The 24,300-nt window shown below is 58.1% G+C and carries 17 protein-coding genes and 2 pseudogenes; 10 read left to right on the top strand and 9 right to left on the bottom strand.

The genetic code is table 11. From position 1 onward, the window contains the following. Positions 1 to 11 precede the first annotated feature (11 nt). On the bottom strand, positions 12 to 500 hold the full coding sequence (locus ACNYC6_RS02980; protein WP_419711011.1) for an Lrp/AsnC family transcriptional regulator: 489 nt from the start codon (positions 498 to 500) through the stop codon (positions 12 to 14). Positions 501 to 632: 132 nt separating this feature from the next. Here ACNYC6_RS02980 and ACNYC6_RS02985 point away from each other — a divergent pair, with 132 nt between their 5' ends. Continuing rightward, the gene (locus tag ACNYC6_RS02985) at positions 633 to 2,093 is read left to right on the top strand and encodes a transporter (RefSeq protein WP_419711012.1); all 1,461 of its coding nucleotides are present in this window, start codon (positions 633 to 635) and stop codon (positions 2,091 to 2,093) included. A gap of 59 nt (positions 2,094 to 2,152) precedes the next feature. Here ACNYC6_RS02985 and ACNYC6_RS02990 read toward each other — a convergent pair whose 3' ends face one another. Continuing rightward, a complete protein-coding gene (locus tag ACNYC6_RS02990) occupies positions 2,153 to 3,226 on the bottom strand; it encodes an NAD(P)/FAD-dependent oxidoreductase (protein WP_419711013.1) in 1,074 nt (357 codons plus the stop codon). Positions 3,227 to 3,433: 207 nt separating this feature from the next. Between ACNYC6_RS02990 and ACNYC6_RS02995 the strand changes: the two genes are divergently transcribed. Next, positions 3,434 to 4,864, top strand: a complete 1,431-nt coding sequence (locus ACNYC6_RS02995) for an IS1182 family transposase (RefSeq protein WP_419711014.1) — start codon at positions 3,434 to 3,436, stop codon at positions 4,862 to 4,864. A gap of 467 nt (positions 4,865 to 5,331) precedes the next feature. Continuing rightward, on the top strand, positions 5,332 to 6,003 hold the full coding sequence (locus ACNYC6_RS03000; protein ID WP_419711015.1) for a tetratricopeptide repeat protein: 672 nt from the start codon (positions 5,332 to 5,334) through the stop codon (positions 6,001 to 6,003). Positions 6,004 to 6,251: 248 nt separating this feature from the next. Here the strand turns inward: ACNYC6_RS03000 and ACNYC6_RS03005 are convergent, their stop codons facing one another. Then, positions 6,252 to 8,240, bottom strand: a complete 1,989-nt coding sequence (locus ACNYC6_RS03005) for an alkyl/aryl-sulfatase (protein WP_419711016.1) — start codon at positions 8,238 to 8,240, stop codon at positions 6,252 to 6,254. Between the two features lie 346 nt (positions 8,241 to 8,586). Here ACNYC6_RS03005 and ACNYC6_RS03010 point away from each other — a divergent pair, with 346 nt between their 5' ends. Then, complete coding sequence (locus ACNYC6_RS03010) at positions 8,587 to 9,960, top strand: DUF1329 domain-containing protein (protein ID WP_419711017.1); 1,374 nt, start codon at positions 8,587 to 8,589, stop codon at positions 9,958 to 9,960. 144 nt (positions 9,961 to 10,104) lie between these two features. Beyond that, the gene (locus ACNYC6_RS03015; RefSeq protein WP_419711018.1) at positions 10,105 to 12,633 is read left to right on the top strand and encodes a LuxR C-terminal-related transcriptional regulator; all 2,529 of its coding nucleotides are present in this window, start codon (positions 10,105 to 10,107) and stop codon (positions 12,631 to 12,633) included. Here the strand turns inward: ACNYC6_RS03015 and ACNYC6_RS03020 are convergent. Next, the gene (locus ACNYC6_RS03020; RefSeq protein WP_419711019.1) at positions 12,630 to 13,637 is read right to left on the bottom strand and encodes an AraC family transcriptional regulator; all 1,008 of its coding nucleotides are present in this window, start codon (positions 13,635 to 13,637) and stop codon (positions 12,630 to 12,632) included. The two genes, ACNYC6_RS03015 and ACNYC6_RS03020, sit on opposite strands and share 4 nt — an antisense overlap. A gap of 135 nt (positions 13,638 to 13,772) precedes the next feature. On the opposite strand from ACNYC6_RS03020, the gene ACNYC6_RS03025 reads away from it, so the two are divergent. Continuing rightward, positions 13,773 to 15,359 carry a GMC family oxidoreductase gene (locus ACNYC6_RS03025; RefSeq protein WP_419711020.1) on the top strand — a complete coding sequence of 529 codons (1,587 nt, stop codon included), beginning with the start codon at positions 13,773 to 13,775 and terminating at the stop codon, positions 15,357 to 15,359. A gap of 53 nt (positions 15,360 to 15,412) precedes the next feature. On the opposite strand, the gene ACNYC6_RS03030 is transcribed toward ACNYC6_RS03025, so the two are convergent. Continuing rightward, positions 15,413 to 15,820, bottom strand: a complete 408-nt coding sequence (locus tag ACNYC6_RS03030) for a transporter substrate-binding domain-containing protein (protein WP_419711021.1) — start codon at positions 15,818 to 15,820, stop codon at positions 15,413 to 15,415. Between the two features lie 71 nt (positions 15,821 to 15,891). Here ACNYC6_RS03030 and ACNYC6_RS03035 point away from each other — a divergent pair, with 71 nt between their 5' ends. Continuing rightward, entirely contained in the window at positions 15,892 to 16,794 is a 903-nt protein-coding gene (locus ACNYC6_RS03035) for a LysR substrate-binding domain-containing protein (protein ID WP_419711022.1), read from the top strand. A 319-nt stretch (positions 16,795 to 17,113) separates the two neighbouring features. Here the strand turns inward: ACNYC6_RS03035 and ACNYC6_RS03040 are convergent, their stop codons facing one another. Then, entirely contained in the window at positions 17,114 to 18,097 is a 984-nt protein-coding gene (locus ACNYC6_RS03040; protein ID WP_419711023.1) for a LysR family transcriptional regulator, read from the bottom strand. Positions 18,098 to 18,175: 78 nt separating this feature from the next. Between ACNYC6_RS03040 and ACNYC6_RS03045 the strand changes: the two genes are divergently transcribed. Continuing rightward, entirely contained in the window at positions 18,176 to 19,549 is a 1,374-nt protein-coding gene (locus ACNYC6_RS03045) for a nucleobase:cation symporter-2 family protein (protein WP_419711024.1), read from the top strand. Between the two features lie 41 nt (positions 19,550 to 19,590). Then, the gene (locus tag ACNYC6_RS03050) at positions 19,591 to 20,973 is read left to right on the top strand and encodes an amidohydrolase family protein (protein ID WP_419711025.1); all 1,383 of its coding nucleotides are present in this window, start codon (positions 19,591 to 19,593) and stop codon (positions 20,971 to 20,973) included. 175 nt (positions 20,974 to 21,148) lie between these two features. On the opposite strand, the pseudogene ACNYC6_RS03055 reads toward ACNYC6_RS03050, so the two are convergent. The 3 genes and pseudogenes from ACNYC6_RS03055 to ACNYC6_RS03065 form a co-directional block, all read right to left on the bottom strand. Continuing rightward, positions 21,149 to 21,244, bottom strand: a pseudogene (locus ACNYC6_RS03055) (transposase domain-containing protein); the annotation flags it as partial. Continuing rightward, positions 21,245 to 22,255, bottom strand: coding sequence for a zinc-dependent alcohol dehydrogenase family protein (locus ACNYC6_RS03060; RefSeq protein ID WP_419711026.1), 1,011 nt, complete (start codon positions 22,253 to 22,255; stop codon positions 21,245 to 21,247). Between the two features lie 57 nt (positions 22,256 to 22,312). Continuing rightward, on the bottom strand, positions 22,313 to 22,609 hold the full coding sequence (locus tag ACNYC6_RS03065; RefSeq protein ID WP_072405141.1) for an ArsR/SmtB family transcription factor: 297 nt from the start codon (positions 22,607 to 22,609) through the stop codon (positions 22,313 to 22,315). Positions 22,610 to 22,871: 262 nt separating this feature from the next. Here ACNYC6_RS03065 and ACNYC6_RS03070 point away from each other — a divergent pair. Then, positions 22,872 to 24,208: pseudogene (locus tag ACNYC6_RS03070) on the top strand (transposase). The last annotated feature ends 92 nt before the right edge of the window (positions 24,209 to 24,300 follow it).

The raw sequence follows: 24,300 nt of genomic DNA on the forward strand, positions 1-24,300 counted from the left end.
TGAATGAGCGGTTACCCCGGCACGCTCGGCACATTGAGCCCGACTTTCACACGGTCCAGCGCCACGATTGTCTTGAACCAGGTAACGTTGGCGTTTTCGGCAAACAATCGCCGCGCCAAAGCCTGGTATTCCTGCATGCTGGCAACGGTTAACACCAGGACGAAATCCACTTCGCCGGTGACGTAGTAGCACTGCTGAACTTCGGGCACCGCAAAGTGTGCCTTCATCGCCTCCAGCGCCTCGATGCTGGTGCGCTCTGCCATCACTTCCACAATGATCGTGATCGGCCGTCCTACGGCGGTGGGATCGACGATGGCGACGTTGCCGGTGATGACTCCCACTTCTTCCATTCGCTTGATGCGGCGCTGAACGGCGGCCGTGGAAAGATTGACCTGCTCGGCCATAAGGCGCAGCGGCATCGTGTTGTCTCGCTGGACCAGGTCCAGGATGGCACGGTCGAATTTGTCCAAGGATTGAGGTGCAGCGTCGTTTTTGGCCATGGTCAATCCGTGAGAAATTTTCTCGAAAACTATCAGAAAACTGCGGCCCTTTATCTAGCCAAGAGAAATATTATTTTGCCAGCAGTCTGCATACGCAGCCTTAGTCGGGAACACACTCAGGATATTATTGGCATGCTCGCACTGTTCCATCTTTCCCCCGTCCTGTTGGTGACAGCCATGCTCGTCGTGCTGCGCCGTCCACCTGTTCACGCCGCCCTTGCAGGCACTCTATTGGTCATGGTGCTCTGGCTCGCCGGCGCTGCCGACGCGTGGCGCCTGGGCAGTATGGTGGCCGCCGCGCAAGATACGGCCGTGCTGTTTACAAGTACGGCTTTCGTGATCGTTCCAGGTCTGGTCTTCGTGATTTTTATCGAGCGCATGGGCGTCAACCTGGCGCTTAGCCAATGGGTGCGGTCACTGGGGCTTGGGCGCGGCGATCAGCTAGTGTTTATCGTCCTTGGACTGGCACCGTTACTCGAGGCGATGACCGGTTTCGGCGTGTCGTTGATCGCTACGGTGCCCCTGCTGCTCAGTCTCTTCGAACGTCGGATCGCGCTACGAATCGCACTGACCGGCATGGCAATCATGCCCTGGGGAACGCTGGGCCTGGCCTCTGTCATTGGTGCTTCGTTGGTTCACCTGGACGCCCCCGCGCTCGCATCGACCTCGGCACTGACCAGCGCACCGGTTTTTTTCGCCCTCAGTGCGATCGCGCTTTATCTTGCAGGCGTTCGTGACGCGCGGGAATGGAGGGCGTTGGGCGCTTTCTGGCTGCTGTTTGTGGGCGTGCTTTACAGTGCCAGTCGGTGGCTGGGCCCGGAAATGGCCGGCGTTGCCGCGGGCCTGGTGACGGCAGCAGCGGTACTCTCTGCCGGGCTGTGGCGCCTGCGCCGCAACGATAGCGAGCGCGGTGCGGTGCAATGGCCGCGTCAGGCATGGCCGTATCTGGTGTTGATTACCTGCATCGTCGCGTTGAAGGTGGTGTGGACGATCACCTCCTGGCAGGATCACTGGGTTGTACAGGGCGCCCAGGTCACCTGGAAGCCACTCGCCTCACCCGGCCTGGCACTGGTTCTGGTGCTGATCGGGCTAGGGTTTCACACGCGCAACGCACAACGCCAGACAGCACTCGACGTCAGCATGACTGCTGCGCTGGTGGCGCGGGCGAAGCGGCCATTGTTGACCATTTTCTTCTTTCTCGCGATGTCGCAGATGATGGTGAAGGCCGGCTTCCTCGCGGGTTTGATGCAACTGCTGGCGGGCCTGTCGCCCACCGCCGCGACGTCGCTGGTGGCCATGTTTGGCGGGCTGTCAGGCTACATGACCGGGTCGAATGTTGGCGGCAATGCGATCTTCATGCCGGCCATCGCGATGTTGCCCGAATCCTCTCGCCTATTGTTGGCTGCCGTCCAGAACAGCTCGGCAGGGCATGCAGCGCTGGGCTCGCTGTCGGTTGTCATGCTGATCCTGGGACTTGCCAAAACCCAGGCCAGGGAGGAAGGCGAACTGGTGAGGTTTGGCTTCATGCTGGTCTGTCTCAATACCGTGTTGGTCGCGTTGGGCGCAGCGTTGCTGAGTGGATGGTTTGGGTAGCAGGGTAGTGGCAGGTGGGCACCCGAATGAGGCCGATTGCTGTCTCACCAGAGGACCTCCTACGCTTGGAAGAATCGATCGGGCCGGCATGGGCAAAGGGCGCTGGACGCTTCGTCATCGATGATCTCCTCACTGGCAAGGCGTCCCACTACCGCCGCCAACGTAACGCCAGGGTGCATTACACAAACATAGACACCGCCCACTTTTGGTAGATAACCGATGATGGGGATGCCATCGGCAGGCATGGGCCTGAGGCCGACGCAAACCCGTTCCGGGTGTATGGAAACAACACCATGGAGATCGTTCTGGATTGTCCTGGCAGTACGAAGCGCAATCGCTCCCGGCTGATTTTCCATGGTGTCGTCCAGGTAATCTTCCGCTGCCAGCAACGCACCATCCGAAGTTTGCCTCACCTCCATTTCAGGGCTGGAGATGAGGGTGTGCACCAGGTTGGGTTGTGACTTGTAACGGATGAAAATGGCAGGCGAGGCCTCTATTGGCAGGGACATTCCAAGTATGTCTGTCAGCTTCGTGATGCCTGTCCCGGCTGCCAGTACGACGATATCGGCATCGATGATGCCTATTGTCGTTTCGACTCCGGTCACCGTTGCACTGCGGGTTACAAAACCAAGCATTCGCGTCTGAGTGAGAATCTTCGCCCCATACGCCTGGGCACCTGCGATCAACGCATGCGTAGCCGCCACTGCGTCCAGCGCTCCTTGTCCAGCCTCATATACAGCGGACTGGGGAGGGTTCTTGAGATTTGGTTCCAGGTTGAGAATCTGCGATCGGGACACCAGGTTTGCCGAAGCTTGGTGAGCTGAGAGCGGGGGGGCTCCAATCGCCGTCACGCTGTAAGACAAGGCACCTGTCCATTGTATCTCCAGACCAGGCAGCTGCGTTTCAAGTCGGTGGTACTCCTTGATGGCAGAACCGCGCAGTTGCGCAATTGGGTCAGGTTCGGGGTGTGAGGTATTGAGCCAAGCGAACGAGCCGCCAGTCACTCCCGAAGCTATATCTCCAGCCTCGACCAAGGTGACATTCGCGCCTTTAGCTGCCAAGTGATATGCCATTGACGCGCCAACGATGCCTGCACCAATGATAACGACTCGCTTGCCCTGACCATTTCCCATATCAACCTCCGTTCTGTCGATGTGCTGATGGTACGACAGCTGGATGATTTCATGACATGAGAACCTGATCGTTCAGCACGCTTTTTGAGTGTCTGCTTCTGGCCGATCTTTGCCTGTCGCGAAGGGCAGAAATCGGCCCAGAGTGTGTAAAAACGCCCGGACAAACCCTTGCTATGATTTCTGAGAATCTCATCGCAAGGGTCGCCTATGAAACGGTTTATCCAGGGTGAACACCGAGGTCAAAGTACCTTACTTCCCGAAAGCCTCGACGACTACGTCAGCGAAACCAATCCGGTGCGCGTGGTCGATGTCTTCGTCGATGAACTCGACTTAGCCAAGCTAGGCTTTGATGGTGTCATTCCAGCCGAAACCGGAAGACCTGCCTACCACCCTGCGATCCTGATGAAGATCTATATCTACGGCTACCTAAACCGCATCCAATCCAGCCGACGCCTTGAGCGAGAGGCTCAGCGCAACGTCGAACTGATGTGGTTAACCGGGCGGTTAATGCCCGACTTCAAGACCATCGCCAACTTCCGAAAAGACAACAGCAAAGCCATTCGCGGCGTCTGCCGCCAGTTCATTTTGCTCTGCCAACAGTTGGGGTTGTTTAGCGAAAACCTGGTCGCTATCGATGGCAGCAAATTCAAGGCGGTGAACAACCGTGACCGGAACTTCACCAGCGCCAAACTGAAGCGGCGCATGGAAGAAATCGAGGCGAGCATCAGCCGTTATTTGGCCTCGCTCGATGCGGCTGATCGACAGATCCCTAGCGCCTCCAAGCCCGACACGGTGAGCTTGGAAGATAAAATCGCCAAGCTCAAAGCACAGATGAAAGAGCTTCAGGGGATTGAGTCTCAGCTCAACGAATCGCCAGATAAACAGGTTTCGCTGATCGACCCCGATGCCCGTTCGATGATGACGCGCGGGAGCGGGATCGTTGGCTACAACGTGCAGACGGCTGTCGATACGCAGCACCACTTAATCGTTGCTCACGAGGTCACCAACAGAGGTTCTGACCGTGACCAACTCAGTTCAATGGCGAAGCAGGCTCGTGAAGCCATCGGCGTAGAAACGCTGTCGGTAGTTGCCGACCGAGGCTACTTCAAAGGCGAAGAAATCCTGGCCTGTCACGACGCAAGCATCACCGCCTACGTGCCGAAGCCGATGACTTCAAGCGCCAAAGCTGATGGCCGATTCAACAAAGATGCCTTCGTGTATAACGCGACGAAAAACGAATACACCTGCCCGGCGGGAGAGGCACTGATCTGGCGATTCTCCAGCGTTGAGAAAGGCTTGTATATGCACTGCTACTGGAATTCAAAGTGCCAGAGTTGCACGCTGAAAGCCCGGTGCACGCCAAGCACAAATCGTCGAGTAAGACGTTGGGAGCATGAAGCTGTGCTGGAGGAAATGCAGCATCGGTTGAACCAAGCACCAGAGATGATGAAGGTTCGAAAACGGACTGTTGAGCATCCCTTCGGGACGCTCAAGCAATGGATGGGGGCAACGCACTTCCTGACTCGAAAACTGAACGGGGTGAGTGCGGAGATGAGCTTGAATGTGCTTGCCTATAACTTGAAGCGCGTTATGAAAATCATCGGTACAGAAGGCTTGCTGAAGGCGATGGCGGCGTAAAAGCGGCAGCTTTTACTGCTCCAAGAGGAGCCAGAGCGCTTCATAAACGCTCTGACGCGCTATCGGCGCTGGTCTTGGCAAGTGTTCGGGAATCGCCTCGCCCAAGAGCGCTGGGCTTAGGCATCCAACATACGGAAAGTGTTTTTACACACTCTGGGCCAATAGAAGTCATTCAGATATGCCGATGAAACCAAACTCGATTCAGGTCTCCCAAGACAAGACCTGCTTTGGCAAAGATATCTGGTAGTCATTCGCTCATGACATCGTCGCCGCCAATGTGCAGTGTCCAAGGATTTAACGGTCCGACGATCGGGTCAAATCCGATGCAAACGACTGGTCGAAGCGAATGGGTGGTCAAGTCAATGCAATTACCCACGCAACAGCCTAAACCGTGGTCAGCCTCTGGTTGTCATTAGATGTGCTAATCATAGATCAGCTGTCTTCACCAACGAACCAGAGATTTTCACATGATTTCGATGAATCGAATACTTCACCCCACCACAGCCCTAGCGCTCGTGACGATCTTCAGCGTCCTGAGCGGACCGGCGCTAGCCGGCTTGGAGGAAGGCGTTGCGGCCTATCAAGCCGGTGACTTACCGCTGGCATTTAAGGAATTTAGCACCGTTGCGGACACAGGCAACGCCGATGGCCAGTTCAATGTGGCTCTAATGTACGAGCAGGGTATCGGGGTCGCCAAGGACGAAACACAAGCAATTAGTTGGTATGAAAAATCTGCGCAGCAAGGCAACTCCAACGCGCAATACAATCTCGGTGTGCTGTATGAAAACGGTCATGGCACTGCCGTGGACTTTGCGCAGGCCAATCAGTGGTATCGCAAGGCAGCAGCGCAAGGCGATGCGCTCGCCGTCGGTAATCTGGGCATGCTCTATATGCGCGGCGATGGCGTGAAGGTGGACAAAAATCTCGGCCTGGCTCTGCTTATACAGTCGGCAACCATGGACAACTCGCCTACAAACAAAGCCAAAAGTAACATTGCAGCGACCAGGGGTTTAACCACCAACATGATCACAACAGCCCAGACACTTTCGGATGAGCTAGGCCACGCCAAAAATCTGCTGATACCGCTGGATCAATACTTGAAAACCACGACGACTACCGCTGGCGGCGAATCGCAATAGGCTGGAACGCGTCCTCCGGAATACAGGGGGGCGCAGGTAGCAAATTACCACCTGCCAATAAGGGGCAGACCACGGTTTGCGAAATTTCGATTTAAACGTGAATCGCCCTGGTTTTGTAGTCACTACCTAATCTCATTACGACCGTGCCACCGGCCGCTCCTGGCCGTTCTCTACCGATCATGGTGACAACGTTCAGGCGGTCACGTGGAGTGCTATTTCGCGACATGGAGTCTGCGTACATGACCTGTTCATGGCGTCACGATGTTGAACCAGAACGGGAAGGTATCGAGCAGCCCCAAAAACTCATCCAGCTTCTCGCGATTGCCCTGCAGTTTCAGATCGCCGCTGGCAAGCGCATCGTCGATGGTGACTTTCTTCATCTGGATCGCGGCCAGCGTGGCCTTGCTCAGGCTCAATGTCACATCGGCGGCAACCAGTGGTTCGCCGTAGTTGAGCACGGCATTTTCCACCGCCAGGCCATATTGTTTGTGGAGGTCAATCAGGTCGAGGTTCAGGCCGATTTTCTTGCCTGCGGCTTTCGGTCCGTTCAGGCGCACCGCCAGGTAATCGAAGAGCAATTCCGGGGACATCGCCTTCATCGCGTCCGGCGAAACGGCGCTGATGCCTCCGGCGCTCGGTACGCCATTGCGCAGTTCGTAGGCACCTTGCAGGTAGACGCCGCGCCACGCGCCACTTTCTGCCTGATAACCCAGTTGCTCGTACGTATCGGCCAACAGGTCCTTGGCCGCCGCGTTTGCCGGATCGGCAAAGACCACGTGCTTAAGGATTTCCGCCACCCAGCGGTATTCACCTTTGTCGAAGTCGGCCTTGGCCTTGGTCATGACCGCTGCTTCGCCGCCCATGTAGTCCATGTACTTTCTCGCCGCCGCTTCGGGTGGCAGGTTGTCGAGGTCCGACGGGTTACCGTCATACCAGCCCATGTACCGCTGGTACACCGCGCGGGAGTTATGCTTGAGGGTGCCGTAGTAGCCTCGGTTCGGCCAGAACTTGTCCAGCTCCGGCGGCAGCTTGATCATCTCGGAGATTTCTTCTCCGGTGTAACCCTTGTTCATCAGGTTGACCGACTGGTCGTGGGTGTACTTGTAGAGGTCGCGCTGTTTTTTCCAGTAGTCGACAATTTTCGCGTTGCCCCACTGCGGCCAATGGTGGCTCTGGAACTTGACCTCGGCCCTGGCCCCGTAATGATTGATGGTTTCGTTTATATAGTGCGACCACATCAACGCATCGCGCACCTGGGCGCCGCGCAGGGTCAGGATGTTGTGCATGGTGTTGGTGGTGTTCTCGGCCATCCACATCGCCTTGAACTGCGGGAACCAGGTGTTCATTTCCGCCGGGGCTTCGGTGCCCGGGGTCATCTGGAATTCCATTTTCACACCGTCGATGTCCAGCACCGTACCGGTCTTGCTGACGAACTGTGTCGGCTGCACCAGTGAAGTGGTGCCGGTCGAGGTGGTCTGGCCCAGGCCACCGGTCACGCCACCGCGCTCGTTGCGGGGCAGCAGCGCGCCAAACATGTAAATGGCACGGCGACTCATGGCGTTGCCGGCGATGATGTTTTCGCTGACGGCGTGCTCGCTGAAACCTTCCGGCGCAATGACCTTGATCTTGCCCGACGCGAAGTCCGCATCGCTGGCCAGGCCCCGTGCGCCACCGTAGTGATCGAGGTGCGAGTGACTGTACACCACGGCCACCACCGGACGTGCGCCCAGGGCCTTGTTCGCCAGTTCAAGGGCTGCCTTTGCGGTTTCCGTGGAAATCAGCGGGTCGAACACGATCCAGCCGGTATCACCCTGGATGAAGGTGATGTTGGACAGGTCATAACCGCGCACCTGGTAGATACGATCGGTGACCTTGAACAGGCCGTATTGCAGGTTCAATTGCGCGTTGCGGTACAGGCTCGGGTTGATTTCCGCCGGTGCGGCCTGGCTCAGACCGATGTACTTCTTGTAGCTTTCCAGGTCCCAGACCACGTCGCCCTTGGCGTTTCTGATGGTCAGGGTATCGGGCTTGGCAATTAGCCCGCGCTGGGCATCACTAAAGTCGGAGGTGTCACTGAAGGGCAATTCGGCGAGCACTTTGGCATTCGCCGCCTGGGTCGCCGGCGTTGCCGGCTTTGGCTGGATCAGTGCCTCTTGTGCATGCACCAGCGGCATGGCAAACGCCATGGCCAGCGCCAGTGAGGTCTTTCGATAGGACTTTAGCAAGGTGCTGTTCATCGCTGCTTCCTGAATCGGGAAAAGTGCGCACCCCACCCCTGATAGCGAATGGAGGCTGATGGCTGGCCGCTACCTTAGGCGTCAGCACATCGACGACCAATACTGAAAAAGGATGACTTTCGACAGGATTCCGGCCATCACGGGAACAACTCGTTACATCCGTTCCCGTTCCTTCTGGCCGTGCTCTGCGACCTTGATAGACCAAGGCCCTTTCCAGCAAAAAACTCCCACCAAAGGATGACTTGCAAATTCACTCTTTTGTCCCGTTACCTCCCGCGCGGCGATTGCGTAGCGTTGCACTTGGCTGCCAGGCCGCCTCGTACCCGTCTCGATAAGGATAAAAACAATGAGCAACCGCAAGCACGTCATACACACGGGCGCCCTGCTATTGAGCCTGTTGGCCAGCAGCGTTATGGCTCAGGTCAGCCCACAGGAAGCTGCCACCCTGGGGAGCAAGCTGACGCCTCTGGGCGCAGAGAAAAATGGCAACGCCGACGGCAGCATTCCCGCCTGGACCGGCGGCCTGCCGGTGAACGCCGGTGCCGTGGACAGCAGGGGCTTTTTGGCCGACCCCTTTGCCGATGAAAAGCCGCTGTTCACCATCACTGCGCAGAACGCCAGCCAGTACAAGGACAAGCTGTCCGCCGGGCAAATGGCGATGTTCCAGCGCTATCCGCAAACCTACAAGATTCCGGTCTACAAGACCCATCGCACCGCGGCCGTGCCGGACGCCATCTATAGCGCCGCGAAACTCAGCGCCGTCAATACCCAGGGCGTCGATGGCGGGAACGGCCTGACCGGCTTCACCGAGAGTCACTACTACGCCTTCCCGATCCCGAAAAGCGGCATCGAAGTGGTGTGGAACCACAGCACGCGCTACCGCGGCGGCAATACCAAACGCCTGATCACCCGGGTCCAGCCACAAACCGACGGCGACTTCAGCATGGTCCACTTCGAAGATGAAGTGGCTTATCCCAGCGAGCTGGCGGACGAAAACAAGAGTTCGGCACAGAACATCCTGTTCTATTTCATCCAGCGCGTCACAGCCCCTGCGCGCCTGGCCGGCAACGTGTTGCTGGTCCACGAGACCATCGACCAGGTCAAGGAGCCGCGCTCGGCATGGCTCTACAACGCCGGTCAGCGTCGGGTGCGCCGCGCCCCGCAAGTGTCCTACGACGGCCCGGCCACGGCCGCCGACGGCCTGGCCACCTCGGACAACTACGACATGTTCAACGGCGCGCCGGATCGTTATGACTGGAAGCTGGTGGGCAAGAAGGAAATGTACATTCCGTACAACAGCTACAAGCTCGATTCACCCTCGCTCAAATACGGCGACATTCTCAAGGCCGGGCATATCAATCAGGACCTGACCCGCTACGAGTTGCACCGGGTCTGGGAGGTGGTGGCCACGCTCAAGCCGGGACAGCGCCACATCTATGCCACCCGACACATGTACTTCGATGAAGACAGTTGGGAACTGGCGGAGGTTGACCATTACGACGGACGCGGCGCGCTGTGGCGCGTCGGTGAAGGTCACATCCAGCAGTACTACAACAAGCAGGTGCCGGGCTACACCGCCGAAACCCTGTACGACCTGGTGGCGGGGCGCTACTCCGTGGTGGGTTTGAAGAACGAAGAAAAACGCAGCGTCGAGTTCGGTTACAAGACCATGGTATCCAACTACACCCCGGCCGCGCTTCGCCAGGAAGGTGTGCGCTGATCCTGCGGTAAGTCCAATTTCCTGCGACATCCCTTGAGGCGGCCTTCGGGCCGCCTTTTTTATCCGTTGGGGCAGGTTTATTTGCGTCATTCGCCCGGGCTCTGTAAGGATAAGCGCCACTAAAACAACAAATCGATCGCGTTCATGGTTCACTCTGCACTCAGCGTTCAAGGGGCCACTGCCCTGCCCCGCCTCAACCCCGGTCATCTCCTGCGTCCACGCCTGAGCAAGGCCCTGCTTGAAGCCGACTGTCAATTGCGCCTGCTGTGCGCGCCGCCCGGCAGCGGCAAAAGCGCGTTACTCGCCGAGTGCCTGCAACACTGTCCTGCCGATACCCGCCTGGTGTACCTGAACCTACGTGGCAAAGCCCTGACGACCGAGGCTTTACTCAATCACCTGGCCAATGCACTCAGGGTGCAAGCGGACCTGGCCGGTATCCGCCAGGCCCTTGAGCGGCACATCGGCCCGCTGTGGTTGATGATCGATGACTACCCGCACTTTCCCGACAGCGCCCTCGACGACCTGGTCAGCGAGCTGATGCAGTCGTGCCCGTCGAACATTGCCTGGTGGATCGCCAGTCGCCGTCGTCCGCAGTTGCAATTGACTCGCCTGTTGCTCGACTGTGAGCTGTTTGAACTGGGCCATACCGAGCTGAGCTTCAATGCCCAGGAACTCTGCGACTTGTTCCAGCACCATCAACTGCATTGGCCCGATGCAGAGGTCCACGCGCTGCTGGAGCAGTCCCAAGGCTGGTGCAGCGGTGTGCGCCTGCACCTGTTGAAGTTCAAGGCGCCGCAACCGCCGACGCCCTACGACCCGGCACATCCGACCCTGATGGAGTACCTCAGGTACGAAGTGCTCGATGAGCTCGCAGCGGAATGCCAGGAAGCGCTGTTCACCCTGGCGCAGTTTTCCTGCTTCGACCGGGATCTGTGCGAGCAGGTGCTGGGCATGGGTGACGGCGCCCGACTGCTGGCGCACCTGCAAGTCTGTGGCCTGTTCATCGAAGCGTCGCCGCAGCGGGAGTCCATGCTGCGGGTGCAGCCCGCGCTGGCGGCGGTGCTGGCCGCGCAGTTGCCGACGGTGAAAATCAAGTCGGTATTTCGCAAGGCCTGCCAGTGGTATGTCAGTCAGAACAACGTGCGCATGGCCCTGGAGTACGCCTTGCGCGCGGACCAGACAGACATGGCCGCCAACTTGCTGCAGCGCTTCACCGGTGACGCTGTGTTGCAGGGACGCAGCCTTGCGCAAGTGATCAGTTGGCGCCAGGACCTGCCCGAAGAGCTGCTGACCAGCACCCCGCGCCTTCTACTGCTCAGTGCCTGGGCCTTGATGCTCAGTGGCCGCCTCGACCAGGCAGCCGAATACACCGAACAATTGGCGCGCTTCCTGCCACAACCCAACGCCCGCAGCCAGCATGAGCTGATCGCCCAGTGGAAGGCACTGAAAGCCAACCTGGCCTTTCATCTGGGCACGGCCGACCAGGCCCGGGAACTGCTCGAGGAAGCCATCGACGAGTTGCCCGACAAAGCCTGGAGCCAACGCCTGTTCAGTTGCGCCTTGCGCCTGGAACAAGCCCTGATCGAAGGTCGCCTGGACGATGCACAGGAACTCAACCGCATCGCCATCAAACAGGCACGCCAACACGGCAGCCTGTCGATGGAAAGCGTGATGGCGCTGGGGCACGTGAAACTCCTGGAAATTCGTGGCGAACTGTTGCGTGCCGAGACCCTGCTCAATCGCCTGTTCAGCGAACTGACCGATGCCTGGGGTAACGAACCCAGCCCGATGCGCGGTCGTGTGCAGTTGCGTCGGGCCGGACTGTTGCTGCAACAGGGGCGTTATGACGAGGCGCAAGTGGCCTTTCTCGCCGGCCAGCACGAATGTCAGCAATGCGGTGACAGCGCGACAATCTGGGGCTATCTGGGGCTGGCGGAACTGGACGCGCTGCGCGGGGATTTCAATGGAGCCTTCCTGCGCCTCTCCGACGCCGAACGCCAAATGCAGTACAACCACGTCAACGAGTCGATGTACCAAGGCCTGCTGGTGCGTGCCAAAGCCAGGATCTGGCTGGCACAGGGGCGTGCGGCCCATGTCGAGCGGACACTGGCGGCCCTGCCAAGATCCGTCATGAGCTTTTCACCCTATGGCAGCCCGGAACTGCACCTGCGCCTGCACCTGCTGCAACTGCAGGCGCGCCTGGCCAACGGCGCGGTGGACGACGCACTGGCCAGCCTGACCGAGCTGTACAAGCGCGCCCGCAATGAGGGTCGGCGGACCCTGGCGTGCGAAATCAGTTTTACCCTCGCCGAAGGCCTGTATGCCAGCAACAAGCCGGCCCAGGCCAAGCAGATGTTGCTGGACGCCGTTGCTTTGGCGCGGCAGATCGGCCTGGTCAGCGTCGAGCGCGCCTTCGCGAAACGCAATCCGGCACTGATACGCTGGCGCGAGGAAACTCTCGCCGATGCCACGACGCCCTCCGAGCTGCTCAGTCGAAGGGAACTCGACGTGCTGAAACTGATTGCCCAGGGTCACTCCAACCAGCAAATCGCCGAACAGTTGTTCATTTCACTGCACACCGTAAAAACCCACGCCCAGCGGGTAAACGCCAAGCTGGGCGTCAAGCGGCGCACCCAGGCGGTGGCACGGGCCAAGGAGCTGGGCCTGACCTAAGCTTCCAGCAACTGACGCCGGCGTGCCCGCGGCGTCATTGCAAACCAGCGGCGGCACGCACGGTTGAACACACTCTGCTCGCTGTACCCCAACAAACCCGACACCTGAGACATCGGCATGCTGCGCTCGGCCAGGTAAGAGTCGGCGCGCTGGCGGCGCACGTTTTCCAGAATCGCCTCGAACCCCTGCCCCGCCTGCTCCAGGCGCCGTTGCAGGACCCGTTCGTGCAGGCCCAGTTGCTCGGCAATGATCGGCAGCCGACAGCGCTGGGTGGCAAGCGTACGCACGATCATCCATTCGACCTGCTCCACCAGGTCCGCCGGTGCCTGGCTGTTGAAGTGACTGAAGTACTGCACCAGCGTGCGGTGCAGTAGAGGATCCTGCTGCTCGATGGCATGCTCCAGCTGTTGGGCAGTCAGCACCATGGTGCTGCAGACCTGGCCACTGTAGACAGTGGTCTTGAAAAAACGCCGGTAGCGCGCCGACGATAAGGGCGAACTACCGCTGAGCAAGATGGCTTGGGCCGCGAACTTCGGACCACAGAGGAGCTTCATGATGTTGTGCGCCACGCCCATGGCCAGTTCGATCATTTGCCGTTGCTGCAATAACCCCGGCAAGCGAATGTCGATCAACAGCCGCGGTGCGCCGGCATCGCTGATATCCAGGTCCAGCTCGATACCCGGGCTGTGAAAACCGATGAACCGCACAATCTCCTCCAGAGCCTGCCCGACCGTCGCCGAGCTGCGGGCGATCAAGGCGATGGGCCCCAATACATCGAGGTCCTGATAATCAGCCATGCGCAGGCCGAAGTCCGGACATTTGAGTTCTCGTGCCGCGCATTCCAGCAACCCTACCAGTGAGCGCAAGGGCACCCTGGCGTCCTCTTCGAAGAGGCATTGCGGGTCTATGCGGTAGCGCTGCAGCAGCGCATCCGGTTGGCCGCCGAACTGCTCGGCCAACTCGCGAAACCCGGTCAGTGAAGTGGTACGGATCAATGCCGTCATAGTCGTTAAAAATCAAAAATAAGTCATGAAAGATCAATAAATCTACGCCCCATCGGTAAAGAATTCCATACCCGAGTTGTCCGTAGACCTGGCACGGCATAGCTCGTTTTTGTAGCGCAACCGAGAATAAAACCAATGGAATTCGACTACATCATCGTGGGTGCCGGCTCTGCCGGTTGTGTCCTGGCCAATCGCCTGAGCGCCAATCCGAACGTCCATGTGTGCCTGCTTGAGGCCGGACCGAAAGACTGGTCGCCCCTGATTCACACGCCCCTTGGCGTCGCGGCCATCCTGCCGAGTCGGCATGTCAACTGGGCGTTCAACACCGTGCCGCAGCCGGGATTGAATGGGCGCATCGGCTACCAGCCACGGGGCCAGACCCTGGGCGGCAGCAGCTCGATCAACGGCATGATCTACATCCGTGGCCACCGCACCGACTTTGACGACTGGGCCGCGCTGGGCAATGCGGATTGGTCGTTCGACGACGTCTTGCCGTACTTCCGCCAAAGTGAACATCACCACGCAGGCGCCAGCGCCCTGCATGGCAGCACGGGTGAACTCTATGTCGGTAAAGCCCAGTCGCACCCGGCCAGCGAGGCTTTCATTGCCGCCGCCGTCGCCGCCGGGCATCGCTACAACCCCGACTTCAACGGCATCGAACAGGAAGGTGTCGGCCCCTACGAGGTGACCATCCGCAATGGCCGGCGCTGGAGCACCGCCACGGCCTTCCTCAAGCCAATCCGCGACCAGCGCCAGAACCTCACGGTATTGACCGACGCCCAAGCCGAGCGCGTGTTGCTCAAAGGCAAAAAGGCCCATGGCGTACAAGTGCGGCACAAAGGCAAAAGCCTGACGTTGCAGGCGCGCAAGGAGGTGCTGGTCAGCGCCGGCGCATTCGGCAGCCCGCAACTGCTGATGCTGTCGGGGATCGGCGCCCAGGGTGACCTCAAGCCCCATGGCATAGCCCTGCAACACGAGCTGCCCGGCGTCGGCCAGAACCTTCGCGACCATCCCGATGTGGTGCAGTGCTACCGCAGCCCCGACAGCACACTGCCCGGCTTTTCGCTCAAGGGTGGCCTGCACATGGGCAAACAGCTGTTGGAGTACACGAGAAAAAAAACCGGCACCTTCGCCAGCAACTGCGCAGAGGCTGGCGCCTTCCTGAAAACCGATCCCGCACTGAGCCGCCCGGACATCCAGTTGCACTCGATCATCAGCTTGGTGGACGACCACAATCGCACGCTGCACTGGGGCCACGGCCTGAGCTGCCATGTCTGTGTATTGCGCCCGAAAAGCGTCGGCAGCGTCGGCCTGAACTCCGCCAACCCCGCCGCGCCCCCGCGCATCGATCCCAACCTGCTGGGCCACGACGATGACTTGCAGACACTGCTCAAGGGCTACCGCATCGCCCGCACCATCGCCGAACAAGCGCCCATGGCGCCTTTCAAACTAAAGGACATGTACAGCCACGGCTTGTATAGCGACGAGCAGTTGATCGAAGTGCTGCGCAAACGCACCGACACCATTTACCACCCGGTCGGCACCTGCAAGATGGGCAACGATGATAGCGCCGTGGTCGACGACCGCTTGCGCGTGCATGGTATCGAGGGCTTGCGCGTTGTCGACGCCTCGATCATGCCCACTCTGGTCGGTGGCAACACCAACGCTGCGACGATTATGATCGCTGAACGCGCCGCCGAATGGATCGCTAGTGCCTGCTGATTGGGTCGATTGCTCATCTTCAGTGCGTTGCGTGGAGATGAGCAGCGAGTAAATTATTTATCGCCTGAAATGTCGTATTGGAAATACTTCTTTTGAATTTTGTCATAGGTGCCGTCCTGTTTGATGGCTGCTAATGCATCATTCAGTTTGCCTACCAATGGATCATTTTTCCGCGTCGCGATACCGGCCCCAGTGCCAAAGTAAGCCTCATCCGTAAAGTTTTGATCGAGCACGTGATAGTCGGCGCCTTGAGGTGTTTTTAGAAAGCCGTCCTCAATGACAAGCGAGCCGGCGAGCGACGCGTCCAGGCGCCCAGTTACCAAGTCGAGAAAAACCTCGTTTTGCGTGCCGTACTTGACGATTTCAGCGCCTTCTTTCTCGAAAATTTCAGTTGCATAGCGGTCGAAGTTAGAGGCCCGTTGGACACAGATACGGTTCCCCGCTGTATTTACCAGCAGCACCTCCAATCCCGATCATAATTCAAAATCAAAAATTACCCCTTAAAGTATGCGCAAATGTTATGAGGTGAATCATGCGTATCAACCACCGCCAAGTTGAGGCATTCCACGCCGTGATGCGAACAGGCAGCATGACGGGGGCTGCCAACCTGATGTCAGTGACACAGCCAGCGGTTACGCGACTGATCAGGGACTTTGAGGAGGCTGTCGGATTACCGCTATTCCAAAGGCGGGGCAGTCAATTAATCCCTACTCCTCAAGCGCAAGCCCTCATTCCCGAAGTAGAGCGATCGTTTATCGGTCTTGATCGGATCGGTCGTCTGGCATCTGGGATAAGAGAAAACACGGCGGGCTCGTTAAGGATCGCGGCAATGCCGGCAGTGGCAAACACGCTATTGCCCAGATTTTTGGCGTACTTTCTTCCGGAGCGCCCGAACCTCCAGATCAGCATTCTGGGAGTTCCATCGCATCAAGTAGCGGAAATGGTGTCAGCTGGCCAAGTCGATATCGGTTACGCCGAAGGACCGCTCAATCCGCACGGCGTCGAAATGCTGTCTGTGGACATGGATGCAGTTGCGGTGATGCCCAGTAATCACCCGATGGCCAAGCTGAAGATCGTGGCGCCGAGCGATTTTGAAGGGCAGCGATTTGTCGCGCCTCGGCCAGGGTCAATTTTTTCTTCCGGGGTGCAGATTGCTCTGGCTCAAGTCCCCCGAATCACTCGGCTCGAGACGAGTTTGTCTTATACCGCTTGTGCACTCGTTGCCCAGGGGCTTGGCGTGAGTATCGTTGATCCGCCCACAGCATTTGATTTTGTGGGCAAGGGACTCGAAATACGCCCCCTCTCGGTGAAAGTGGATACCGGCTTCCTTGTCATCCGCTCAAGCAAAAGCGCTCAGCAGGCGTTAACAGAGGAGTTTTCTCATCAGTTCCTGACGTTCTACAAAAATGGCTGGATGAACCTGCCTGAGCTCTAAATCCCTGACCAGCACGATCAGTGGCCATAATTGACTGAGCTCTGCAAATTGCTGTCTTGCTGTCACAGGCCGCTATAGGCCAAAGGCGATCGGTTACGAACGGCTACTTTTGGCCGCTTTCTGCCTGTCGCGACTGGCTGAAAGCGACCCCCAGCAGCCGGTTGACTATTCGAGTTAGGAGCAGTGGATGTATTCCATGTAGGAATACATTGCGTAAAATAAATGAATTTTTATTGTCGCCGTATATGATGTTGCCGCTGGCGAAGTGACTTCACTAAAGGGGACAGATTTTTCTGAAAGTACATCTGTCCCTTTCCTTTCAATCTGTCCCCGCTGTCGCTCCCTTCATTTTTTGCTTTGTTATCGACGTTCGCCCCAGTGCATCACGCAGCCAGGTACCGGCTTTACCCGAGCGCAAACTTGAAGACCAGACCAGGTCGACGCCCACTTTCCAGTCAGTGCACGGGTAAGCCTCCAGTTGCAGTTCCACAAACTCCCCATTTCGAGCCAGGGTCTGCATTAATTGTCTGGGCACCGTGGCCCAGCCCATGCCGGCGCGCAGCATGTCCATCAAGGTCAAATAGCTTTCGACGCGCCAATGGTTGGGAGAGTTGAGGTATTCGCTGGTGGGCAAGCGGTCTTGGAAGGGCAGGTAGATCAACTGACGGTAGTTGCTCAACTGGTTGAAGCTGACCGTGGGTATCCCGGCCAGCGGATGGTCGCGGCAGGCGACATTGCTGAAAGTAATGCTACCAAGGCGTATGAACTGCAGGTTCCTCGGGTAATGGGTGCGGGTGCACATCACCCCAAACAAGACCTTTTTCTCCTCGATCATCGCCAGGACGTCCTGCCCCGAAAGGTGCAGCACGGTCAGATCAACATGAGTGAAGCGCCGGGAAAATTCTTCCAGCACAGGTGCGAGGGATTCATAGGGAATTGCCTCGTCGATGCTGATCACCAACTCGGTCTCTAACTCCTCCGCTAGGCTGCTGGCACGATTTTCCATGTTGAAGCACTGGCCCAGGATAGCCTCGGCATCACGCAATAAAGCCCGGCCTTCATTGGTCAGTTGCGGATAGCGCTGGCTGCGGTCGAACAGGGTTATGCCCAGATCGATTTCCAGATTGCCCACGGAAATGCTCACCGCGGATTGCGACTTGCCTAGTTTACGTGCCGCCGCCGAAAACGAGCGCTCGCTGACCACCGCTGAAAATGCCGCCAATTGTTCTAGGGACAACCTCATCGCTGCTCCATTAAAAAAATCAATAGGACCCATTTTTACAACGGGTACGGCCAGGCGCATGTTGGCTGTGCGCTACCCATAACCACAATAACTATTTAACTCATCACTGCCTCGACAACACTTTTCAGGAGAGGACACATGACCCATAGCGTGCACCCAGTCGATCAGCGCCTGCCGCTGATACAAACGGCAGTACTCGGTTTCCAGCATGTGCTTGTGATGTATTCGGCGTGCATCATCGTGCCACTGATTCTCGGCGCGGCACTCAGGCTTCCCAAGGACCAGTTGACCCTCATCATCAATGCCGACCTGTTTGCGGCGGGCCTGGCCACGCTCCTGCAGTGCGCGGGCAACCGATTCTTCGGCATCCAGTTGCCGATCATGATGGGCGTGACCTTCGCCTCGGTCACGCCGATGATCGCCATCGCCCTGACTCCCGGCATCGGCCTACCGGGTGTGTATGGCGCGATCATCGCATCGGGGCTGTTCGGCCTGCTGTTCGCGCCGGTGATGGGCCGGCTCATGCGCTATTTCCCGCCGGTGGTGACCGGGACTGTGCTATTGGTGATCGGCATCAGCCTTATGCGCGTCGGCATCGACTGGTCCGCAGGGGGCCAACCGACCCTAGCCAATGGCGGGCCCAACCCGGATTACGGCAATCCGGTCTACCTGGCCATTTCCTTGGCCCAGTTACTGTTGATCCTGGGGCTCAACCGTTTCGCCAAGGGCTTCATTGCCAATATCGCGGTTTTACTGGGTGTCCTGGTCGGCTTCGTCGTTGCCTTCATTCGCGGCGATATCGTCCTTGATGGTATTGCTCAAACCCCTTGGTTCTCCACCATCACCCACTTTGCCTTTGGCCTGCCAACTTTCGATGTCGTGGCGGTGGTTTCGATGTGCATGGTGATGCTGGTGACCATGGTCGAGTCGACCGGAATGTTCCTGGCGCTGGGCAACATGGTCGGCCGGCCGACTACTCGGGAGCGCCTGGTGCGCGGCCTGCGGGCCGATGGCATGGGCGCCATCGTCGGCGGCGTGTTCAACGCATTTCCCTACACCTCGTTCTCCCAGAACATCGGCCTGATCACCATGACCGGGGTCAAGAGCCGCTACGTGTGCATGGCCGGTGCACTGATCCTCATCGGCCTCGGGCTCTTTCCCAAGCTGGCCTATATCGTCGCCTCCACACCGCAATACGTGCTCGGCGCCGCCGGCATGGTGATGTTCGGCATGGTCACGTTGATGGGCGTTCGCATCCTCGCTACCGTCGACTTCGAGCAGTCGCGCTACAACCTGCTGATCGCCGCCACCAGCGTCGGCATCGGCATGATCCCGATGGTCTCGCCGCTGTACTTTCACCACCTGCCCCAATGGAGCCGGGTGTTCACCGAAAGCGGAATCATCCTCACCGTCGTCACGGCGCTGATCCTTAACCTTGTGTTCAATGGCCCCACCCAGCCAGAAGAAGCAGAGACCAGTGCAGTCCGCTCCGCGGTACTGGGCGAAAGCTGACATCCATCTTTCAATAAACACTCAATAAAAGGTCAAGCATGATGATCAGCGAACTCCTGCGGGCAGACGTAGTGCTCACCATGGACGCCCATAACACCGTCATTGAAGATGGCGCCGTATTGATCACCGACGGCGTGATTGCCGATGTCGGACCGGCGAGCGAACTGCTCGCCCGGCATCCCCTGGCCAAGGTCCGGCGCCTGACCGACCGGCTGCTGATGCCCGGCCTGATCAACACCCATTGCCACTCCGGCATACTTCGCGGCACGGCGGAAGGGCTACCGGTGTGGGAATGGCTGCAGCAGTACATCGACCCCATGCACCGCGTCCTGCTCCCTGCCGAAGCGCGCCTGGCGTCCATGCTCTGCTATAGCGAAGCCCTGCTGTCCGGCACCACGACCATCGTCGACATGTGGCGCTACATGCACGGCAGCGCCGAAGCGGCCAATGAACTGGGAATACGTGCCGTGCTGGTGCCCTACGTTGCCGAGCACCCGGACCACGACTATTTCGAGACCCTGGACAGCAACGAAGCCTTGATCGAAAGCTGGCACGGCGCAGCCAATGGCCGCATCAACGTGTGGGTCGGCCTGGAGCACCTGTTCTATGCCGTGCCCAAGGCCTGGCAGCGCATTGCCGATATCTGCAAGGCCAATCAGGTTGGCTTCCACACCCACAGCAATGAAAGCCGCTTCGACGTCGACGAAACCCTGCGCCGCCACGGCATCAGACCGGTGCAGGCCCTGGAAAAATTTGGCCTGCTCGATGCCAAAAAGGTGTTGCTGGCCCACTGCGTCTGGGTCGACGACGGCGAAATCGCATTGATAGCTGAGCGCAACGTGGGCGTGGCCCACAACCCGGTCAGCAACATGAAACTGGCATCCGGTGCAGCCCCGGTGGAAAAACTGCTGGCGGCCGGCGTCGCCGTGGGCCTGGGCACCGACGGCGAAAAGGAAAACAACAACCTGGACATGTTCGAGGAAATGAAAGTCTCATCCCTGCTGGCCAAATTCGCCAGCCTCAACGCCGCAGCCCTCGACGCCTGGTCGGTGTGCCGCATGGCAACTATCGACGGCGCCCGCGCCCTGGGCATGAACAAGCAGATAGGCTCCCTTGAAAAAGGCAAGGCAGCGGACATCATCGCGGTGCGCGTCGACACGCCAAGAATGACCCCGCTGATCACCAAGGGTCCGCTGGCCAACCTTCATCACAACCTAGTCCATGCCGTTCAGGGTGGTGATGTTGACATGACCATGGTGGCGGGGCGGGTGTTGGTTGAAAACGGCCAACTGAAAAACGCTGAACTGGACATGTTGATTACAGAGGTCAACGTCAGTGCTCCCGCTTTGTTTGCCCGACGTAAAATCTGGCTGGACAAAACCGGCGTATCAGTTAACGAGCTTGGTCGAGCGGCTGCTTCATAAGGCCTATCTCCGCGATGCAGGAAAGGGGCGCGTCAATACAGACTCCGCCCATTTCCTGACCGTAGGAAGCCCTCCTGGAGGAGCTAGCATGTTCGGTTGGCGGCCTTGAAAATCCCTCTGATTTAATCCGCCGCTTTGTAACTATGACCGTCGACCCGTTGCTGCCGGTTGTGACAGGCAGCAAGGGGCCAATCTCTCTCGTCCGCTGCGTCGGCAGCCGTGGTAGCACATCCTTGAGATAGGCATACGGATCATACCCATGCATACGTGCTTAGATATCCAGGCAAATTTTCCCGAAATGCTGGTTGGTTTCCTGATACTTGAACGCTTCGACAATCTCGCTCATAGGGAAATGACGATCGATAATCGGGCGCATGCCATTAGCATTGATGGCTCGGATCATGTCCTGCTGCTGGCTGCGGCTACCCACCAATACACCCTGCAGACGCACTTGCTTGATCAGTGCCGGTACAAAATTCATTGCACCGCTTACGCCACTCAATATGCCGATGACGGAGATGTGACCAGCAACCCGAATTGCACTCATCGATTGCTCAAGCGTCGCAGGGCCGCCGACTTCGATGATGTGGTCAACACCACGGCCACCCGTTAGCGCGCGTGCAGTTTCGCCCCAGTTGAGGTCTTTGCGGTAATTGATCACATGATCAGCGCCTAGCGCTTTCAGACGTTCAAGTTTTTCGTCGCTTGAAGAGGTCGCAATAACGGTAGCACCGGCCATTTTAGCGAACTGCAGGGCGAAAATTGAAACGCCACCAGTGCCTTGGACGAGCACGGTGTCGCCCGGCTTGAGTGAGTCATCGGCCATCAGGGCGCGCCATGCAGTAAGGCCGGCGGTGGTTAGCGTCGAAGCTTCAGCATGGCTGTAGCCAATAGGCGCGAGGGTGAACGATGTGGCGTTGGCCGTCACTTGTTCACGAGCATAGCCGTCAATGCCATCACCTGGCACGCTGACAAAGCCTTCAACCAGTGGCGCACCGTTGATCCATTGCGGGAAGAAGGTGCTGACGACCGAGTCACCCACCTTGAATTCAGTGACATCTGGGCCGACAGCAATGACTTCACCTGCACCATCGGCCATGGGGATGCGTTTTTCGCTCGGACCCCACATACCGCTGACCACCGCGAAGTCGTGGTAGTTGAGCGAGTTGGCATGAAGGCGTACGGTGATTTCGCCACGCGCTGCGGCTCGGACTTCGCTGCTGCCGACCACAACCTTTTCATAGCCGCCACCGGGTTCAACGAAGATAGTTTTGCTGCTCATAGGAGGGTTTCCTTATATTTTCTCATTACGCGAAATAACGAAATGAAGGTTTAAAAATTACAATTCGATGATCAGCCTAGCCGCAAAGTCATCAATCGCCTGCTCATTACGTCGGTAGTAAGTCCACTTTCCGATGCGGGTGGTCAGCACGAAGCCTGCACGTTGCAAGATAGCTAAATGTGCAGACGCGGTAGAAGGTGAAAGCCCGGCCTTGTGTTGCAAATGGGTGACACACACGCCTATCGCAGGATCGCCATGATCCTGAGGGGGGAAATTACTGAGTGGGTCTTTGAGCCACTCCATCATTTGCATGCGGGTGTCATTGCCCAGGGCTTTGAGCTGTTCGAGTATCATGGGCGGCAATGTTACGCTTTTTTACGAAATGTTCAATAAGTAATCTATTAACCAGCGCAAAAGATTGAATTTAAAAAACCCATCCAGTTGAATCGACCTTGCTTTTTGTGGACGTATTGAATGACTACTTGGACTACCCCGCTCTGGTAGACATCCCGGTCTATGCTTGAACGACTGCTTCTGGCCGATTCTGTTGAAAAAGTAGCTCCCCTGTTTGACCTGCGGCAAAATTGCTTCATTGGCCGGCGGGGGATCACACAGCATGATGGGACAGTTATCGAGTGGGCAGGAGCGACTGTTTTACTCGTTCAACCATGAAGATCACATCCCAGCCAATCACCTTCTGCGCAGCATTGATCGGTGTCTCGATCTGAGCGGTCTGCGCCATTACCTCGCCGATTTTTATAGCCCAATTTGGCGTCCGTCGATTGATCCAGAACTAATGATTCGCATGCTGATCGTGGGCTATTGCTACGGCATTCGCTCAGAGCGGCGGTTGTGCGAAGAGGCCCATTTGAACCTGGCGTATCGCTGGTTCTGCCGATTGAGCCTTGAAGATGAAGTCCCCAATCACTCGACCTTTTCCAAAAACCGACACGGCCGTTTTCGGGACAGCGATCTGTTTCGCTGGCTGTTCAATGAAGTGCTGCGTCGTTGCATGACGCCAGCATCATCAAAGCGGATGCCAGCCGGCAGCGCGGTGTACCGGGTGATGAACCGGTCAACTGGAGCGATCCGGCCCTGAGCACCCGCGCCGTACGTGAGTATCTTGAGGCACTCGATGAAGAGGCTCTGGCTGAAACGCTACCGAAGCGCCTATCGCTGACTGATCCTCAAGCCCGCTGGACCGCTGCTCCAGGTGGCCCAGCGTTCTACGCTTACTCCACGAATTATCTGATCGATACCGAGCACGGCGTGATCATGGATGTGGAACCCACACCGGCTCATCGAACTGCAGAAGTCGAGAGCACCAAGACGATGATCGATCGGGTCGAAGCGCAGTTCGACATCAAGCCGGAACGCCTCATTGGCGACACTGCTTACGGCACCGCGCCGATGCTGGCCTGGATGGTGGAGGAAAACGACATCGAGCCGCATGTGCCGGTGCGGGACAAAACTGAGCGCAAGAACGACAGCTTTTCGAGTAACGATTTCCACTGGAATGAAGAGGCTGAGGAGTACCGCTGCCCAGCCGGCAACCCATTGCGCAGCGAATGGCGAGCCTTCAAGAACGAGCGTTCGCACGTCACCAAAGCCAACACCATCATCTTCCGATCCCGGCAGGCCGACTGCGTTGCCTGTCCGATGAAAGCCAAGTGCTGCCCAAACACTGCGTTCCGCAAGATTGCTCGCAGCGTCCATGAAGCCGCTCGTGAGGTGGCTCGGCGCATCGCAGCGACGCCGGCATATCAGCGCTCTCGCCACGAGCGTAAGAAGGTCGAAATGTTGTTTGCTCACCTCAAGCGCATCCTGAAACTGGATCGCTTGCGGCTACGTGGCATGAGTGGCGCGACCGACGAGTTCACGCTGGCCGCTGCGGTGCAGAACCTGCGACGGCTGGCCAAATTTTCATCTCAAGGGCCACCAGTCACGGGATAGGTGCGCCTGCACCAAGCAAAAAAACTCAAATTAACCCACTAGCAGAGCAGCAAACGTCACCGAAGGGCCGAAGAACCACTCAATGTGGTGAG

The organism is Pseudomonas sp. NFX224 (assembly GCF_048565165.1).
Lineage (GTDB): Bacteria > Pseudomonadota > Gammaproteobacteria > Pseudomonadales > Pseudomonadaceae > Aquipseudomonas.

Bases quoted from the DNA above. Each gene is read 5' to 3' on its own strand.
- ACNYC6_RS03040 (WP_419711023.1), bottom strand. From the start codon at position 18,097: ATGCGCCTGGCCGTACCCGTTGTAAAAATGGGTCCTATTGATTTTTTT.
- ACNYC6_RS03010 (WP_419711017.1), top strand. From the start codon at position 8,587: ATGAGCAACCGCAAGCACGTCATACACACGGGCGCCCTGCTATTGAGC.
- ACNYC6_RS03005 (WP_419711016.1), bottom strand. From the start codon at position 8,240: ATGAACAGCACCTTGCTAAAGTCCTATCGAAAGACCTCACTGGCGCTG.
- ACNYC6_RS03060 (WP_419711026.1), bottom strand. From the start codon at position 22,255: ATGAGCAGCAAAACTATCTTCGTTGAACCCGGTGGCGGCTATGAAAAG.
- ACNYC6_RS03065 (WP_072405141.1), bottom strand. From the start codon at position 22,609: ATGATACTCGAACAGCTCAAAGCCCTGGGCAATGACACCCGCATGCAA.
- ACNYC6_RS02995 (WP_419711014.1), top strand. From the start codon at position 3,434: ATGAAACGGTTTATCCAGGGTGAACACCGAGGTCAAAGTACCTTACTT.
- ACNYC6_RS03015 (WP_419711018.1), top strand. From the start codon at position 10,105: ATGGTTCACTCTGCACTCAGCGTTCAAGGGGCCACTGCCCTGCCCCGC.
- ACNYC6_RS03000 (WP_419711015.1), top strand. From the start codon at position 5,332: ATGATTTCGATGAATCGAATACTTCACCCCACCACAGCCCTAGCGCTC.
- ACNYC6_RS03035 (WP_419711022.1), top strand. From the start codon at position 15,892: ATGCGTATCAACCACCGCCAAGTTGAGGCATTCCACGCCGTGATGCGA.
- ACNYC6_RS02980 (WP_419711011.1), bottom strand. From the start codon at position 500: ATGGCCAAAAACGACGCTGCACCTCAATCCTTGGACAAATTCGACCGT.
- ACNYC6_RS03050 (WP_419711025.1), top strand. From the start codon at position 19,591: ATGATCAGCGAACTCCTGCGGGCAGACGTAGTGCTCACCATGGACGCC.
- ACNYC6_RS03025 (WP_419711020.1), top strand. From the start codon at position 13,773: ATGGAATTCGACTACATCATCGTGGGTGCCGGCTCTGCCGGTTGTGTC.
- ACNYC6_RS03020 (WP_419711019.1), bottom strand. From the start codon at position 13,637: ATGACGGCATTGATCCGTACCACTTCACTGACCGGGTTTCGCGAGTTG.
- ACNYC6_RS03045 (WP_419711024.1), top strand. From the start codon at position 18,176: ATGACCCATAGCGTGCACCCAGTCGATCAGCGCCTGCCGCTGATACAA.
- ACNYC6_RS02985 (WP_419711012.1), top strand. From the start codon at position 633: ATGCTCGCACTGTTCCATCTTTCCCCCGTCCTGTTGGTGACAGCCATG.
- ACNYC6_RS02990 (WP_419711013.1), bottom strand. From the start codon at position 3,226: ATGGGAAATGGTCAGGGCAAGCGAGTCGTTATCATTGGTGCAGGCATC.